This is a genomic window from Pantoea sp. BS_8, assembly GCF_041954965.1.
Lineage (GTDB): Bacteria > Pseudomonadota > Gammaproteobacteria > Enterobacterales > Enterobacteriaceae > Pantoea > Pantoea stewartii.
The window spans coordinates 411,144-427,096 of record NZ_JAVAXU010000002.1; the positions used below are offsets into that span (position 1 = coordinate 411,144).

Annotated in this window: 14 protein-coding genes, 3 tRNA genes, 1 other RNA gene and 1 pseudogene; 1 reads left to right on the plus strand and 18 read right to left on the minus strand. The window is 54.4% G+C overall.

The window, feature by feature from the left end:
* Positions 1-62 precede the first annotated feature (62 nt).
* Complete coding sequence (locus RAC65_RS07320; RefSeq protein ID WP_058701090.1) at positions 63-1,898, plus strand: methyl-accepting chemotaxis protein; 1,836 nt, start codon at positions 63-65, stop codon at positions 1,896-1,898.
* Positions 1,899-2,210: 312 nt separating this feature from the next.
* Here the strand turns inward: RAC65_RS07320 and RAC65_RS07325 are convergent.
* From RAC65_RS07325 to odhB, 18 genes and pseudogenes are all read right to left on the minus strand, one after another.
* Positions 2,211-2,343: non-coding RNA, RtT sRNA (locus tag RAC65_RS07325), on the minus strand.
* 44 nt (positions 2,344-2,387) lie between these two features.
* Positions 2,388-2,463, minus strand: a tRNA-Lys gene (locus RAC65_RS07330).
* A gap of 54 nt (positions 2,464-2,517) precedes the next feature.
* Positions 2,518-2,593 (minus strand) — tRNA-Lys (locus RAC65_RS07335).
* Positions 2,594-2,653: 60 nt separating this feature from the next.
* Positions 2,654-2,729: transfer RNA gene (locus tag RAC65_RS07340), tRNA-Lys, on the minus strand.
* Between the two features lie 166 nt (positions 2,730-2,895).
* Positions 2,896-3,702, minus strand: a complete 807-nt coding sequence (cpoB, locus tag RAC65_RS07345) for a cell division protein CpoB (protein ID WP_058701091.1) — start codon at positions 3,700-3,702, stop codon at positions 2,896-2,898.
* Positions 3,703-3,711: 9 nt separating this feature from the next.
* Positions 3,712-4,233 carry a peptidoglycan-associated lipoprotein Pal gene (pal, locus tag RAC65_RS07350; protein WP_006118469.1) on the minus strand — a complete coding sequence of 174 codons (522 nt, stop codon included), beginning with the start codon at positions 4,231-4,233 and terminating at the stop codon, positions 3,712-3,714.
* Between the two features lie 52 nt (positions 4,234-4,285).
* Positions 4,286-5,581 carry a Tol-Pal system beta propeller repeat protein TolB gene (gene tolB, locus RAC65_RS07355; protein WP_033739351.1) on the minus strand — a complete coding sequence of 432 codons (1,296 nt, stop codon included), beginning with the start codon at positions 5,579-5,581 and terminating at the stop codon, positions 4,286-4,288.
* 115 nt (positions 5,582-5,696) lie between these two features.
* A complete protein-coding gene (gene tolA / locus RAC65_RS07360) occupies positions 5,697-6,992 on the minus strand; it encodes a cell envelope integrity protein TolA (RefSeq protein ID WP_006118467.1) in 1,296 nt (431 codons plus the stop codon).
* Between the two features lie 26 nt (positions 6,993-7,018).
* Entirely contained in the window at positions 7,019-7,447 is a 429-nt protein-coding gene (tolR, locus tag RAC65_RS07365; protein ID WP_006118466.1) for a colicin uptake protein TolR, read from the minus strand.
* 13 nt (positions 7,448-7,460) lie between these two features.
* Positions 7,461-8,147, minus strand: coding sequence for a Tol-Pal system protein TolQ (tolQ, locus tag RAC65_RS07370; RefSeq protein ID WP_033739349.1), 687 nt, complete (start codon positions 8,145-8,147; stop codon positions 7,461-7,463).
* The gene (gene ybgC / locus RAC65_RS07375) at positions 8,144-8,548 is read right to left on the minus strand and encodes a tol-pal system-associated acyl-CoA thioesterase (RefSeq protein ID WP_006118464.1); all 405 of its coding nucleotides are present in this window, start codon (positions 8,546-8,548) and stop codon (positions 8,144-8,146) included. Before ybgC ends, tolQ begins: the two co-directional genes overlap by 4 nt.
* 181 nt (positions 8,549-8,729) lie before the next feature.
* A pseudogene (gene ybgE, locus RAC65_RS07380) lies at positions 8,730-9,022 on the minus strand (cyd operon protein YbgE).
* Positions 9,022-9,135, minus strand: coding sequence for a cytochrome bd-I oxidase subunit CydX (gene cydX, locus RAC65_RS07385; RefSeq protein ID WP_006118462.1), 114 nt, complete (start codon positions 9,133-9,135; stop codon positions 9,022-9,024). Before cydX ends, ybgE begins: the two are co-directional and overlap by 1 nt.
* Before the next feature lie 15 nt (positions 9,136-9,150).
* Entirely contained in the window at positions 9,151-10,290 is a 1,140-nt protein-coding gene (gene cydB / locus RAC65_RS07390; protein ID WP_058701092.1) for a cytochrome d ubiquinol oxidase subunit II, read from the minus strand.
* An 11-nt stretch (positions 10,291-10,301) separates the two neighbouring features.
* Positions 10,302-11,873, minus strand: coding sequence for a cytochrome ubiquinol oxidase subunit I (gene cydA / locus RAC65_RS07395; RefSeq protein WP_006118460.1), 1,572 nt, complete (start codon positions 11,871-11,873; stop codon positions 10,302-10,304).
* 743 nt (positions 11,874-12,616) lie between these two features.
* Positions 12,617-13,492, minus strand: a complete 876-nt coding sequence (gene sucD / locus RAC65_RS07400) for a succinate--CoA ligase subunit alpha (RefSeq protein ID WP_058701094.1) — start codon at positions 13,490-13,492, stop codon at positions 12,617-12,619.
* Positions 13,492-14,658: an ADP-forming succinate--CoA ligase subunit beta gene (gene sucC, locus RAC65_RS07405; protein ID WP_006118458.1), complete on the minus strand. Its 1,167-nt coding sequence runs from the start codon at positions 14,656-14,658 to the stop codon at positions 13,492-13,494. The genes sucD and sucC overlap by 1 nt, the downstream gene beginning before the upstream one ends.
* Positions 14,659-14,726: 68 nt before the next feature.
* Positions 14,727-15,950: a 2-oxoglutarate dehydrogenase complex dihydrolipoyllysine-residue succinyltransferase gene (gene odhB / locus RAC65_RS07410; RefSeq protein WP_006118457.1), complete on the minus strand. Its 1,224-nt coding sequence runs from the start codon at positions 15,948-15,950 to the stop codon at positions 14,727-14,729.
* Positions 15,951-15,953 lie beyond the last annotated feature (3 nt).

Consider the following 15,953-nt stretch of genomic DNA (forward strand, 5'->3'; position numbering starts at 1 on the left):
GGCCTGCTCAACCGATAACCAATTTGGCTTAACATCGTTGACATGGGCAGGAGGCAGAGGTCATGGGGTTGCGGTTAGAAAATACAAAAATTTCGCACAAACTCAGTTTAGGATTTGGACTCGTTTTGCTGTTGGTGGTGGGATCGGGCGCGGTAAGCATCGCGCGTTTTAAAACTATCCATGACGTTTATGAACAGAGCAACCTGATTTACGACATAAATATTGACGTGTTTCAGGCTAAGGTTAACCGGCTGAAACTGCTGTATGGCGATGAGAAAGCGGGGAAAGTGATGGCGGATTATATCGCCCATGCCGCTCAGCTGACGCATGATGCCCAACAGTACCGATGGCTGCCCGAGGAGGAAACACAGCTCCAGGATATCGCCAGCCAGCTCAGCCACTTTCAGGCCAGCATCAGCGCAATGACCCAGGCCATGCAGTCTCTGGCAGAAACGGGTAAGCAGCTCGATCAGCGCAACATGCAGAGCCAGTCAACGCTGTACGAAGCGTTGATTAAAACCCAGATGACCGATGCCAGTGCACTGTTTCAGCAACTGCTTGCAATCAGCCAGTTGCGCGATCAGCTTCAGTTACTCCGTTATGATCCCGCTCATGCCAGCGCGATTCAGTCTCAGCTCACACCGCAGGTCAACGCCATCCAGACCGCCCTCACCACCCTGCTACCGCAATTACCTCCCGATGCTCAGGCGCAGCTCAACGCGCTGTGGAATGCAACCCTTGAGGTTAAGCAACTCAGTGAACGTTACGCAGCAGGCTTTCTGGCCCTCAGTCAGGCGGAGAACGCGGTGAAGGTCGATGGCGATAAGAGCAGTGCTATCCTCAAAACGCTTCTGCAGCAGATGAAGGTAGAAAACAGCGACCTGACCAGGAGTTCTGTTAACCTGACGCTGTCGACGGTTGGCCTTGCTGTGCTGCTGGGCATGTTGATTGCCTGGCTGATTGGCCGACAGATTACTCATCCCGTCAGAAAGAATTTATGGCTGGCGGAGCGCATTGCTAAGGGCGATTTAAGCGCCGATATCAAACCGGCGGGCCGTGATGAGCTGGGCAAACTGGCTGGCGCGATGGGCGCGATGAATCAGCGTCTGCGGACAATGATTCTGGAGGTCCGCGACAGCGTGCTCACGCTGTCGCAGGCGGCGAGCAGTATTAACAGCGACAACCACACGCTCTCGTCCCGCACAGAACAGCAGTCCGCCGCCGTGGTGCAGACGGCTGCCAGCATGGAACAGTTAACCGTTACGGTGAAGCACAACGCAGATAACGCGCGCCACGCCAGCCAGATTGCTGCTGAAGCGTCTAAAACGGCGGAGCAAGGCGGTGCCGCCGTCACGGAAGTCGTGCAAACCATGGGCGATATTTCTGCCAGCTCGAAGAAAATCGCCGAGATCACGGCCGTTATCGACAGTATTGCTTTCCAGACCAATATCCTGGCTCTGAATGCCGCCGTGGAAGCGGCACGCGCTGGCGAGCATGGCCGGGGGTTTGCGGTCGTCGCCAGCGAAGTACGTAACCTTTCGCAGCGCAGTGCGCAGGCGGCGAAGGATATCGATCAGCTGATCAGCGCATCGGTCAGTCAAATCGCGGAAGGCAATAACCGCGTTGCGCGCGCGGGCGAGAGAATGGGACAGGTGGTTCAGGCGATTTCCCGTGTGAATGATATCGTGGGTGAGATCTCTTCTGCCTCGGATGAGCAAAGCCGTGGCATTGAGCAGATTGCGCGTGCGGTCTCAGAACTGGACAGCACCACCCAGCAAAACGCCTCGCTGGTCTCTGCCTCTGCCCTTTCAGCTACCGCGCTGGAAGATCAGGCGCGCCGACTTGAAACGCTGGTCAAACAGTTTAGCCTGGAACCCGGTCAGACAGCCGCACGCTAATCCGGCTGACGTATTACGCCCTATAAGCGCCTGTCGGGCGCTTTTTTTATGGCAGATGATTAAGATCCGCCTGCGTGACGCCCGTTCAACGGCACGCTGCCGGACAGGAACAGTGCGGACGCAGGGTGTTGGGCCCTGACGGGAGTACGACAGATTTTGCGGGCCCGTGGGCCTCGCCCTGCGGGTGGATGCTGACGCATCAGCCTGAATCGCACCGCGATTCAGTCGAACCTGCTGCAGGTTCTCATCATGCACGCTTGACTGTAATGCCCCATAAACGAAAAACGCGCCCGTGGGCGCGCTTTTCTGTATTGGTGGGTCGTGCAGGATGGCCTTCGGCCCCGTGGGCCTCGCCCTGCGGGTGATGCTGACGCATCAGCCTGAATCGCACCGCGATTCAGTCGAACCTGCTGCAGGCTCTCATCATGCACGCTTGACTGTACTGCTCCATAAACGAAAAGCGCGCCCGTTGGGCGCGCTTTTCTGTATTGGTGGGTCGTGCAGGATTCGAACCTGCGACCAATTGATTAAAAGTCAACTGCTCTACCAACTGAGCTAACGACCCGCTCGGGGCTTACAACCGCTCAAACACATGTATGCATGCTGCCTGAGAATAAGATGGTGGGTCGTGCAGGATTCGAACCTGCGACCAATTGATTAAAAGTCAACTGCTCTACCAACTGAGCTAACGACCCATCTTAATGGTTGTGAAGCAATACTGAAGGTTCTCTTGGGGAACAGCGTCCTGCGGGAGATGGTGGGTCGTGCAGGATTCGAACCTGCGACCAATTGATTAAAAGTCAACTGCTCTACCAACTGAGCTAACGACCCATCTTCAGGCTTGCCAGACACATTTGCAATGTGTCCCGGCAACGGCGGCATATATTACTGATTTACCGAGGTAGCGCAACCCTTATTTTCTGTTAAGGGGTTCAATTGCCTACCTTTCATGCGGCAAGACCAGAAATCCATCGATATCCGGTCAAACCTGCACAAATTACATACCAGACAAGCGTTTTTGTGCCTGCTTAGCTGATTCGGTGTTCGGGTAAAGTTTGATCACCTGCTGATAAACGGCTTTGGCTTTTGCCGTGTCGTTTTTCTCTTGCATGATCACGCCAACCTTAAACAACGCTTCAGCCGCCTTGGGGGATTTTGGATACTGCTTCACCACCGTGGCGTAATAATACGCTGCGTCGTCTTTTTTACCTTTGTTATAAAACAGCTGCCCCAGCCAGTAATTGGCATTCGGCTGATACGTCGAGTCCGGGTAACGCTTCACCCACGCCTGCAGCGCAGTGATGGCCTGATCGTACTGTTTTTTCTCCAGAATGAGCGCAACAGCAGCATTGTAATCGCTGTTAGCATCGCCACTCTGAACAGGCGCACTGCTGCCGGCCGCGGCCGCACCTGCATCGTTGCCCGCTGTCGCAGCGCCCGCAGCCGTATTGTCACCGGCACCCGCGGCAGGCTGACTGGCATTGCTGCTGTTATTGCTGCTCAGACTGTCGATCTGTTGATAGATCTGCTTCTGGCGCTCAATAACCTGATTCAGCTGATAGGTATTTTGCTGGATTTCCCCACGCAATGAGTCGATATCCCGCTGGTTATCACTCATCTGCTGCTGCAGTTGCTGCATCAGCTGTGCCTGGGCATTGGAGATTCTTTCGAGACTGGTGACACGGTCTTCGACCGAGCCGGAGCCAACGCTACTGATTGACGCTTGGGCATGAGCGGCCCAGGGGGCCGCTACGCCAATCAGTAACGACAGACTCAACAGGTGATGTCTGAAGTTACTAACCATGTGATTCTCTTAGTAGACCAGTACGGCACGACGGTTTTTAGCGTAAGCCGCTTCGTCGTGGCCCAGAACAGCTGGTTTCTCTTTACCGTAAGATACGATAGACATCTGATCCGCAGACACACCTTTACCTTGCAGGTACATCTTAACGGCGTTAGCACGACGCTCGCCCAGGGCGATGTTGTACTCTGGCGTACCGCGCTCATCCGCATGACCTTCAATGGTCACTTTGTAAGACGGGTTGCTACGCAGGAAGTTAGCGTGCTGATCCAGCATCTGAGCGTAGTCAGGCTGAACATCGTATTTGTCCAGACCGAAGTAAACGATGTTGTTCTGTTGCAGCTGTTGCATCTGCAGACGCGCCTGCTCATCAGAAGACATGTTGCCGTTGTTCATACCAGAGTTAGCACCGTAAGCGCCGTCAGCACCTGCGCCAGACTGGTCGTTGTTGTTATTTTTGTGTGAGCTACACGCCGCAACTGCCATGATTGGCAGAGCCAGCATTAAACCCTTCAGTACTTTGTTCAGTTGCATTTGAAAATTCCCATTATTGTTTATTTTTTTGTAATGTCAGAAAGCTCAGACATTACAGGTACGGCGACCAGGCAGGAAATTTGACCTGTCCATCAGTTGCCGGAAGACGCGCTTTGAAACGACCGTCGGTTGAAACCAACTGCAACACAGAACCCATGCCCTGAGTCGAGCTGTAGATTACCATGGTGCCGTTTGGAGCCAGGCTCGGCGTTTCATCCAGGAACGTGTCCGTTAACGTTTGAACGGCTCCCGTTACCAGATCCTGTTTGGCGACGTGTTGAGCACCGCCACTGGTGCTAATCATCACCATTGATTTTCCATCACTGGCTACATCCGCATCCTGGTTCTGAGCGCCTTCCCAGGTAATGCGCTGTGATGCACCACCATTGATGCTGATTTTGTAGATCTGCGGCGCACCGGCCTGGTCAGAGGTATACGCCAGCGTCTGGCTGTCCGGGAACCAGGTTGGTTCAGTGCTGTTATAGCGACCATCTGTAATCTGACGAATCTGCCCGGAGGCCAGGTCCATAACATAGAGATTCAGACTACCGGTTTTAGACAGGGCGAAGGCCAGCTTGGTGCCGTCCGGTGAGAAGGCTGGCGCACCATTGTGACGCGGGAATGAAGCGACCTGACGGACAGAGCCGTTAGACAAGGTCTGAATCACCAGCGCTGACTTGCCGCTTTCAAAGGTTACATATGCCAGTTTGCTGCCATCGGGCGACCAGGCAGGCGACATCAGCGGTTGCGGTGAACGGTGCACGACAAACTGGTTGTAACCGTCGTAATCGGCAACGCGCAGTTCATACGGGAACTGACCGCCGTTGGTCTGTACCACATAGGCGATACGGGTGCGGAACGCCCCTTTAATGCCGGTCAGTTTCTGGAACGCCTCATCACTGACGGTGTGCGCCGCATAGCGCAGCCACTGTTTCGTAATTTTATAGGAGTTTTGCGCCAGCACGGTACCTGGCGCACCTGCGGTATCTACCAGCTGGTAGGACACCTGATAGCTGCCATCAGCATTCGGCTGAATCTGTCCAACAACCACGGCATCAATACCCAGTGCGCTCCATGCAGCAGGCTGCACTTCCTGAGCACTGGTCGGCTGCTGCGGCAGACGTGAACGATCAAGCGGGTTAAATTTACCGCTGTTACGCAGGTCAGCTGCGACGATACCACCGATATCTTCCGGTGCCGCGCCTGGGCCAGACCATTTAAACGGAACCACACCGATAGGGCGCGCGCTGTTGACGCCCTGGGTGATTTCAATGCGAACCTCTGCATGCAGCACCGCTGCCCACAGCAGGATAAAAAAGCCTAACGTTACGCGAAGAGCTTGCTTCATTTTATCTCCCTTATCTGAACCTGAGTCCGCGATAATTGGCACTGTTCCTGAAAACCACGAGTACAACTAGAGTACGGCAAGCTAACCATAGATCAACCTGCCGCAGGTTACTGCATTATTGCGGTCTGAAACGCATCGGGGCGTTTTTAAACACTTCGTACACCGCTTGTGAAGGCGGTTTCGGAATATGTGCCTGCTTCGCCGCCGCGATAGCGGCCTGGCACAGCGCCGGATCGCCGCCTTCTGATTTAACATCAATCAGCATGCCATCAGGAGCAAGTTTAATACGTAAGTCACAGCTTTTGCCGCTATACAGGTCCGCATCGTAGAAACGGCTCTGAATTGCGCTGGTGATCTGCCCAAGATACGCATTCACATCTGCGCCAGAAGCACCCGCCTTCTTCTGATTACCCTGCCCTGCTGCTCCACCCGACGCGCCGCTTTTCGGTGCATTCTTACCGGACGCTAAGCCGCCCAGCAGGTCATCGACGTCGCTGTCATTGGCGGCATCAGCGGCCGCTTTCGCTTTCGCCTCGGCTTTTGCCTTCGCATCCGCTTTTGCTTTGGCAGCAGCCTCCGCTTTCGCTTTGGCGGCGGCGTCCGCTTTTTCTTTGGCGGCCTTTTCTTTCGCTGCGGCTGCTGCTTTCTCTTTCGCTTCCTGGGCGGCTGCGGCTTTCGCTTCCGCTGCGGCTTTGGCTTCAGCCGCTTTCGCTTCTTTCGCGGCTTCCGCTTTAGCCTGTTTCGCCGCTTCGGCCTTAGCTTGTTTTGCGGCTTCGGCAGCCTCAGCTTTCGCCTGCTGCTCGGCCTGCTTCTTCGCTTCTGCGGCTGCGGCTTTCGCCTCTTGCTCAGCCTGCTTCTTCGCCTCTGCTGCGGCCTTCTTCGCCTCTTCCTGCGCCTTCATCTTTGCGTCTGCCGCGGCTTTCGCCTGTGCATCCGCTTCCGCTTTTGCATCGGCTTTGGCTTTCGCCGCGGCCGCTTCGGCGGCTTTCTGTTGCGCCTCGGCCTGTTTCGCTGCGGCTTCGGCGGCCTTCTGCTGTTCAGCCTGCGCTTTCGCCTGCTGTTTCGCGTCTTCCTGTGCCTGCAGTCGCTCTTTTTCCAGCTCTTTCAGCCGCTGCTGTTCAGCCGCTTGTTTCTGCTGAAGCTCTTCGGCCTGCTGCTGGGCCTGTTTCTGGCGCTGCTGCTCCGCACGCTGACTGTCGCTTTGCTGATTCTGCTGACGGTTATACTGTTCAACCACCGCACCAGGATCGACCATGACCGCTTCTATATCGCTACCGCCACCGCCGCCGCTGGCCTCAATGTGCTCATTAAACGAGCTCCATATCAGCAGGGCGATCAGCACGATATGCAGAATCACCGAAATGATTATCGCGCGCTTTAACTTTTCGTTTTGCTCGGTTGCCTTCGACACACTCGGTTCCCAAAAACGGTTCGACTTTAAATCGGCTGCGTCATCAAACCGACAGATTTAACCCCTGCCTGATGCAGCAGGTTCAGCGCCTTGATGATTTCATCATAAGGTACCTCTTTGGCACCACCGATCAAAAAGACGGTTTTCGGATTGGCTTCCAGACGACGTTGCGCTTCGCTAATCACCTGTTCTGGCGGCAACTGCGGCAAACGATCGTGATCGACGACCATGCTGTATTGTCCCACGCCGGACACTTCAACAATCACGGGTGGGTTATCATCACTGGAAACCGTCTTAGAATCTGTTGCATCGGGCAAATCCACTTCCACGCTTTGCGTGATGATGGGGGCCGTTGCCATAAAGATCAGCAGCAGCACCAGCAAAACGTCCAGCAGTGGAACGATGTTAATTTCCGACTTTAGCTCGCGGCGACCGCGACCACGCACTCGGGCCATCATTTACCTCTGTTTACTTAGCGCTGTCGCTGGAGAAAGCCTGACGATGCAGGATAGCCGTAAACTCTTCCATAAAGTTGTCGTAGCCCTGCTCCAGTTTATTGACGCGCTGGTTCAGTCGGTTGTACGCCATTACGGCAGGAATCGCAGCAAACAGACCGATCGCGGTCGCGATCAATGCTTCTGCAATCCCCGGTGCCACCATCTGCAGGGTGGCCTGTTTGACCGCCCCCAGGGCAATAAACGCATGCATAATCCCCCAGACCGTACCAAACAGACCGATATAAGGACTGATTGAGCCAACCGTGCCCAGGAAAGGAATGTGGGTTTCCAGCGCTTCGAGTTCGCGATTCATGGAAATGCGCATGGCCCTGCTCGCGCCTTCAACAGCCGCTTCAGGCGCATGATTATTCGCGCGATGTAAACGGGCAAACTCTTTGAAGCCGGCGTAGAAGATTTGCTCGGCACCCGCCAGCTCTTCACGACGTCCCTGACTTTCCTGATAGAGGCGAGACAGTTCAACGCCGGACCAGAATTTGTCTTCAAAGGCTTCAGCTTCCCTTCCCGCCGCATTCAGAATTCGCGTGCGCTGGATGATGATTGCCCAGGAGGCAATCGAAAAGCCGATCAAAATCAACATGATAAGTTTGACCAGAAGGCTCGCCTTCAGGAACAAATCAAGAACGTTCATGTCAGTCACTGCTTGAACTCCGCGACAATAGACTTGGGAAGCGCAATCGGCTTCATTAGGTGTGGGTTGATGCAGGCAATCAGGACCTCTGCCTCATTGAGCACTTTGCCTTCTGCGTTCACGATACGCTGGGAGAATGTCATCGTCGCCCGCGTCATTGATGTCACTTCGCTCTGGATCTCCAGAAGGTCATCAAGACGTGCCGCCGAAAGATAGTCCACCGTCATGCGCCGTACCACAAAAGCAACCTGCTGTTCTAACAGCGCCTGCTGATTGAAATGGTGCTGACGCAGCATTTCGGTACGTGCTCGTTCATAAAAAGCGATATAGCTGGCGTGATAAACCACACCACCGGCATCGGTATCTTCATAGTAGACCCGAACCGGCCAGCGAAACAGCGTTGTACTCACTCTACATCCCGGCCTCGTTTTAAACGTTGCTACTATACGCAAGACAATTAGGGTTGGGAATGGGCTGTCAGAGCCAGGAGAAAATAATTATCAGTTGGTTACAACCGGACGTCATTAATGGAGGTTTCTTGACCAGACGCTGAAGTAAACTCACGCGCCTGGGGTGAAGGGTGACAGGTCGTCAGCGATAAAAATGACTCAGCGCCCAGAAGAGTACCAGTAAGGCGGGCAATGGCGCAAAGAACGCACGCCAGCGTAAACGGCGCGGACGGAATCCGCTGCCGTGAATAACCCCGTGCAGACCGCCCAAATCAGTACGATGCCCTGCCATAGCAGGATGCCTTCCGGGCGGGTTGCATAGCGCGCGGGGTCCCATAACAGGCAGCCGGCCAGCCATAAGGCGAGTATCAGAGAAAGGGCCCGGAGCGGGCCCTTATCCATCAGGCGATAACCTGTCTGAATGCCTGTGCGCATTACGACTGGCGTTCCGCGTCGGCGCTGTCTTCGATATGTTCTATCGCCAGCGCGGTGATGATGCCAAAGGCACAGGCCAGCAGGGTGCCGAGAATCCAGGCAAAATACCACATATGTCGTCTCCTTTATCAATAGAGTGCGTTACTGTTGCGCTCAACATGTTCTTTAGTGATACGACCAAACATCTTCCAGTAACACCAACTGGTATAGAGCAGAATAACCGGCACAAAAATTATCGCCGCGAAGGTCATTATTTCCAGCGTCAGCAAACTGGAGGTGGCGTCCCACATGGTCAGGCTGGTGCCGGGAACGGTACTGGACGGCATAATGAACGGAAACATCGCGATGCCGGCGGTCATGATGACGCAGGCCAGCGTCAGCGATGAGCAGAGAAACGCCCAGCCGCCCTTCTCTCCGCGCGAACACATTACGGTCAGTAAGGGCAACACCACGCCCAGAAGCGGGAATAACCACAACACAGGATGCTGCTGGAAATTCACCATCCAGGCCCCCGCTTCGCGCACCACGGTTTTCCCCAGGGGATTAGAAGCAGCGAAGTGATCAAGCGTGCTGGTCACCACATAGCCGTCAATACCGTACCTTACCCAGACGCCAGCCAGCGCGAAACACGCCATCATCACCAGCGCGGCAATCTGCGCCGTGATGCGTGAACGCAGGTGCAGTTCGCCCGTGGTGCGCATTTGCAGATAGGTCGCACCCTGCGTCAGTATCATGGCAACGCTCACCACACCGGCCAGCAGTGCAAAGGGGTTCAGCAGCTGGAAAAAGTTTCCGGTGTAATACAGCCGCATGTACTCGTCGGCATGAAAAGGCACGCCCTGCAGCAGATTGCCAAAGGCGACGCCGATCACCAGTGGCGGGACAAAGCTGCCGATAAAAATGCCCCAGTCCCAGGCACCGCGCCAGCGTGTATCTTCGATTTTTGAGCGATAGTCAAAGCCTACCGGACGGAAGTACAACGAGGCCAGCACCAGAATCATCGCCACGTAGAAGCCGGAAAACGCGGCGGCGTACACCATCGGCCAGGCGGCAAACAGTGCGCCACCGGCGGTGATCAACCAGACCTGATTGCCGTCCCAGTGCGGCGCGATAGAATTGATCATCACACGACGCTCGGTATCGGTCCGGCCTAATACGCGCGTCAGCATCCCGACGCCCATATCGAAACCATCGGTGACGGCAAAGCCCACCAGCAGAATGCCGATTAGCAGCCACCAGACAAAGCGCAGAACTTCATAATCAAACATGGGGCTTCTCCTTATCCACGCACCGGCTGAGCGTTTTTAACGATCTGTTCATGGTGATAGCGCCCTGTTTTCAGGCTGCTAGGCCCCAGACGCGCGAACTTAAACATCAGGTACATCTCGGCCACCAGAAACAGGGTATACAGTCCGCAGATCAGTATCATTGAGAACAGGACATCGCCCACGGTCAGCGTGGAGTTCGCAATCGCGGTGGGCAGGACTTCCCCAATCGCCCAGGGCTGACGACCGTACTCCGCCACAAACCAGCCCGCTTCTACCGCAATCCACGGCAGCGGAATGCCGTACAGTGCGGCTTTGAGTAACCAGCGCTGTTGACCAATGCGATTTCGAATCACACTCCAGAATGACAGTGCAATGACGCCGAGCAGCAGCACGCCGCAAAGCACCATGATACGGAACGCAAAGTAGAGCGGTGCGACGCGAGGAATCGAATCCTGCGTGGCCTGTTTAATCTGCGCTTCACTGGCATCCGACACGTTCGCGGTATAGCGTTTTAACAGCAGGCCATAACCCAGGTCTTTTTTGCTGTGGTTAAAGGCATCGCGGACGGCCGGATCGGTATTGCCCTGTCGCAGTTCATCCAGCAGCGCGTAAGCCTTCATACCGTTACGAATTCGCACTTCGTGTTGCGCCAGCAGTTCTTTTAGTCCGGTCACCGGCGTATCGGTCGACCGCGTGGCAATGAGCCCTAGGAGATAAGGGATCTGGATCGCATACTTGTTGTGCTGTGCTGACTGATCGGGCACGCCAAAGAGCGTAAAGGCGGCCGGTGCCGGTTGGGTTTCCCATTCCGCTTCAATAGCGGCCAGCTTGGTTTTCTGTACGTCGCCCATCTCGTAACCGGATTCGTCACCCAGCACAATCACCGACAGCACCGCCGCCATGCCGAAACTGGCCGCGATGGCAAAAGAGCGTTTTGCAAACGCCATGTCACGGCCTTTCAGTAAATACCAGGCGCTGATGCCTAAAATAAACATGGCTCCTGTGGTATAGCCTGCCGCCACGGTATGCACGAATTTCACCTGCGCAACCGGGTTTAATACCAGCTCAGAGAAGCTCACCATCTCCATGCGCATGGTTTCAAAGTTAAACTCAGAGGCGATGGGGTTTTGCATCCAGCCATTCGCTACCAGAATCCACAGTGCCGACATATTCGAACCGATTGCGACCAGCCAGGTCACCGCCAGATGCTGCACTTTACCCAGGCGATCCCAGCCGAAAAAGAACAGGCCCACAAAGGTGGATTCCAGGAAGAAAGCCATTAAGCCTTCAATCGCGAGCGGCGCACCAAAAATATCGCCAACATAATGAGAATAATAAGACCAGTTGGTGCCGAACTGAAATTCCATTGTCAGTCCGGTGGCCACGCCCAGGGCAAAGTTAATACCAAACAACTTGCCCCAGAACTTGGTCATATCTTTATAGATTTGTTTACCACTCAGGACGTATACCGTTTCCATGATGGCCAGTAAAAACGCCATACCGAGCGTTAATGGCACAAACAGAAAATGGTACATCGCCGTCAAGGCAAACTGTAAACGCGACAGTTCGACGATATCTAGCATAAAAACTCCTTGCTCCTCGCATGAACGCCTGAGCCGTGTGGGCCGAATAAGCGTCAGGAACGACTGATTATTGATTCCAGTTTTATCATCGGCAGGTCATAACGCTGTGCGGCCTGAGATGAGGGAGTAGCGGTTAATCTAACCTGGTTAAACATCAACGCAGCGGCGTGGTTCAAACGCTTAACGGGGGATAAATAAAAATTGATGCTTTCCCGTATTTGAACAAACGTTTGTTTATTTTTTTAAAAGGCTGGATTGATGCAGCGCAATTTAAGCGCTTAACGGTAGGCTTTGCTAGCGGTAAAGTTTGTTATATATAAGGGGAAGTTGATCTGGAATAATGAAGCAAAGATAAAAATATGTTCTTAAGCGTTCTTTGTTAAAAAATTGTCTCTTATTAATTTTTAATTATAAAGAAATTTAACTTTGATCCCTGTTTAATAACTTAACGATCCGCGACGACGATGCGGCAAGCTGAATTCATCATAGCAAATAAACGGGGTAATACTTAAATTAATTTAATGGTTATTTCACGTTCTTATTCAATATCTAAAAAACGGGCCTGAGGGCAGCGTATTTTTTAAGTAAGTGACAGGCAATCATCCTGCCTGCAATCCGCCCTGCCCGTCCGGCCAGCGCTCTTTTTTCACTACCCACGTTCGTGACCGGCCTTGTGGCTGTGCGGCGATGTTTTGCCAGCCATAAAAAAAGCCACCCGAAGGTGGCTTTTTCAGTGGATGCGATTACTTCGCTGGCAGAACGGCTTTAACAGCATCACCGATGTCAGCCAGGCTGCGTACGGTTTTCACGCCCGCCGCTTCCAGTGCAGCAAACTTCTCGTCTGCCGTACCTTTACCGCCGGCAATGATGGCGCCTGCATGGCCCATACGTTTGCCTTTCGGCGCGGTCACGCCTGCGATGTAGCCCACAATCGGCTTGGTCACGTGATCTTTGATAAAGGCAGCCGCTTCTTCTTCCGCGCTGCCCCCGATTTCACCGATCATGACGATCGCTTCAGTCTGTGGATCGTCCTGGAACATTTTCAGGATGTCGATGAAGTTAGAACCCGGGATCGGGTCACCACCAATACCAACACAGGTAGACTGGCCGTAACCGATATCGGTAGTCTGCTTAACGGCTTCATACGTCAGCGTACCTGAACGCGATACGATACCGACGCGGCCTGGCTGATGAATGTGGCCCGGCATGATACCGATCTTACATTCGCCTGGGGTGATCACACCCGGGCAGTTTGGCCCGATCATGCGAACGCCCGCTTCATCCAGCTTCATTTTCACGGTCAGCATATCCAGCGTCGGGATGCCTTCGGTGATGGTGATGATCAGCTTGATGCCGGCATCGATCGCTTCCAGGATACCGTCTTTACAGAACGGAGCCGGAACGTAGATGACGGTTGCCGTTGCGCCAGTGGCTTCAACCGCTTCACGCACGGTGTTAAACACCGGCAGGCCCAGATGAGTGGTGCCGCCTTTGCCTGGCGTCACACCGCCGACCAGCTGCGTGCCGTAAGCCAGCGCCTGCTCAGAGTGGAACGTCCCTTGTCCGCCGGTGAAACCCTGGCAAATGACTTTGGTGTTTTTGTCGATCAAAATGGACATTATTTACCCTCCGCAGCAGCAACAACACGCTGTGCCGCGTCTGTCAGACTGGTTGCTGCAATGATGTTCAGACCACTGTCCGCCAGTTTCTTAGCGCCCAGCTCAGCGTTGTTACCTTCCAGACGTACCACAACCGGTACGTTCACACCCACTTCTGCTACTGCACCGATGATGCCGTCTGCGATCAGGTCGCAACGCACGATGCCGCCGAAGATGTTAACGAAAACCGCTTTCACGGCATCGTCAGACAGGATGATTTTGAAGGCTTCCGTTACGCGCTCTTTGGTCGCGCCGCCGCCGACATCCAGGAAGTTTGCTGGCTGACCGCCGTGGTGCTTAACGATGTCCATGGTGCCCATCGCCAGGCCTGCGCCGTTAACCATACAACCGATGTTGCCTTCCAGCGCAACATAGTTCAGTTCCCACTGCGTTGCGTGTGCTTCACGTGGGTCTTCCTGGCTTGGATCGCGCATTTCACGCAGCTCTGGCTGACGGAACAGGGCATTGCCATCAGCACCCAGTTTGCCATCCAGACAGATCAGATCGCCCTGTTTGGTGATGACCAGCGGGTTGATCTCAACCATCGCCAGGTCACGTTCCAGGAACATGGTCGCCAGACCCATGAAAATTTTGGTGAACTGGCTGACTTGCTTGCCGGTCAGGCCCAGTTTGAACGCCAGCTCACGGCCCTGATAAGGCTGAGGACCGGTCAGCGGATCGAGCGCCATTTTGTGGATCAGGTGCGGGGTTTCTTCCGCCACTTTCTCGATTTCCACGCCGCCTTCGGTTGACGCCATGAAGATCACGCGACGCGTTGCACGGTCAACTACGGCACCCAGATACAGCTCCTGATCGATGTCGGTCGCCGCTTCAACCAGAATCTGGTTTACCGGCTGGCCATTGGCGTCAGTTTGGTAGGTCACCAGACGTTTACCCAGCCAGTTTTCAGCGAAAGCACGGATGTCTTCTTTACTATTAACTACCTTCACACCGCCCGCTTTACCGCGGCCACCGGCATGAACCTGACATTTAACTACCCACGGGCCTGCACCGATTTTCGATGCCGCTTCTTCTGCTTCACGTGGTGTAGTACAGGCGTAGCCGGTCGGTGCTGGCATGCCATACCGTGCAAACAGCTGTTTAGCCTGGTATTCGTGTAAGTTCATGATGTTCTATCCATTCAGATCTGAAAAGAGTATTGAGGTTGGGCACGCAGCGCGTGCCCAGTGATGAATCAGACATCCAGCAGCAGACGCGCCGGATCTTCCAGCATCTCTTTCACTGCGACCAGATAGCCGACAGATTCACGACCATCGATCAAACGGTGATCATAAGAGAGCGCCAGGTACATCATTGGCAGGATCACAACCTGGCCATTCACCGCCATAGGACGATCTTTAATGGCGTGCATGCCCAGGATTGCGCTCTGTGGCGGGTTGATGATTGGCGTTGACATCAGTGAACCAAACACACCACCGTTGGTGATGGTGAAGTTACCGCCCGTCAGGTCGTCAACCGTCAGCTTGCCGTCACGGCCTTTTACTGCCAGTTCTTTAATTTTCTTCTCGATGTCAGCCATGCTCAGCGCATCCACATCACGCAGAACAGGGGTCACCAGGCCGCGTGGGGTAGAAACGGCGATGCTGACATCAAAGTAGTTGTGGTAAACCACGTCTTCGCCATCAATTGAGGCGTTGACTTCAGGGTAACGCTTCAGCGCTTCCACCACGGCTTTAATGTAGAACGACATAAAGCCCAGACGCACACCGTGACGCTTCTCGAACGCTTCGCCGTACTGCTTACGCAGATCCATAATCGGCTTCATGTTGATTTCGTTGAAGGTTGTCAACATGGCGGTGCTGTTCTTGGCTTCCAGCAGACGTTCCGCCACGCGCTTACGCAGGCGCGTCATTGGCACACGTTTTTCGCTGCGGTTAGCCACAGGCTGCTGGGCAGGCTGCGCGTCAGATGCCGGTGCCGCGGCTTTGTCTGCCTGCGGTTTGTTCGCCAGATGTTTTTCAACATCTTCGCGCGTTAAACGTCCACCCACGCCGGTGCCTTTGATCTGTGAGGCATCAAGGTTGTGTTCGGCAATCAGACGACGAATCGCCGGGCTCAGCGCATCGTTGCTCTCTTCTTCCAGAGAAGCGGTCTGACGCTGGGCTGGTGTGGATTCGTTGCTGTCGACTTTCGCACTGCTTTCTTTGCCAGCGCTGTTGCCTTCTTTCAGGCGGCCGAGAATCTGACGAGAGGTAACGGTTGCCCCTTCCTCTTCCAGTACGGCTTCCAGCACGCCGTCCGCAGACGCCGGCACTTCCAGAACCACTTTGTCGGTTTCAATTTCGACGATGACTTCATCGCGACTGACTGCATCGCCTGGTTTCTTGTGCCAGGTTGCTACTGTGGCATCTGCAACCGATTCAGGCAGGTCGGGAACGAGAATATCTACGCTACTCATTAT